1 protein-coding gene is annotated in these 712 nt (G+C 70.8%); it reads left to right on the top strand.

Annotated features, from left to right (window positions below):
• The coding region (locus EOA33_RS37530; protein WP_245482603.1) for a LacI family DNA-binding transcriptional regulator at positions 1-712 on the top strand (712 nt) is incomplete at both ends.

Raw genomic sequence — 712 nt, 5'->3', positions numbered from 1 at the left:
CCCGGTCACCCTGCGCGAGGTGGCGTCGGCCGCCGGCGTCAGCGTGGCGACGGCCTCGAAAGCGCTGAACGGGCAGGGGCGGATGACGGCGGAGACGCGCGAGCGCATCCGCGAGACGGCGCAGCGGCTGGGGTTCCGGCCGAACAGCCTGGCGCAGAGCCTGCTGCGCAAGCGTTCCTTCACCGTCGGGCTGCTCACCAACGATACTTACGGCCGCTTCTCGCTGCCGCTGATGGCCGGCGTGTCCGACGCGCTGGTCGACGCCGGCGTCTCGGTGTTCCTGTGCAATGTCGAGGACGATCCGCGCCTCGGTCAGCTGCATGTCGAGGCCATGCTCGACAAGCGCGTCGACGGCATCATCGCCACCGGCAAGCGCATCGACCGCCATCTGCCGATCGACCTCTCCAATCTGCGCATCCCGGTCATCTATGCCTTCACCCAGCCCGATCCGGGCTCGGTTGCCTTCGTCTCCGACGATGCCGGCGGCGCGCGGCTGGCGGTCGAGCATTTTTGTGGGCTCGGGCGCCGGCGCATCGCCCATGTCAGCGGGCCGGCGAGTTTTGCCGTGGTGCATGAGCGCGCGCGTGCCTATCGCGAGGTGCTGGCCGAGCACGGCCTGCCGGCCGCCGAGCCGCTGCTCGGCGCCTGGTCGGAAGGCTGGGGGCACGAGGCGGTGGCGAAGCTGTTCGACAGCCGGGGCAGGGGTGAGACG

Source organism: Mesorhizobium sp. M4A.F.Ca.ET.050.02.1.1 (assembly GCF_003997725.1).
Lineage (GTDB): Bacteria > Pseudomonadota > Alphaproteobacteria > Rhizobiales > Rhizobiaceae > Mesorhizobium.
Note: the sequence above shows the minus strand (reverse complement) of the source record. Positions and strands in the feature narration are given on the sequence as shown.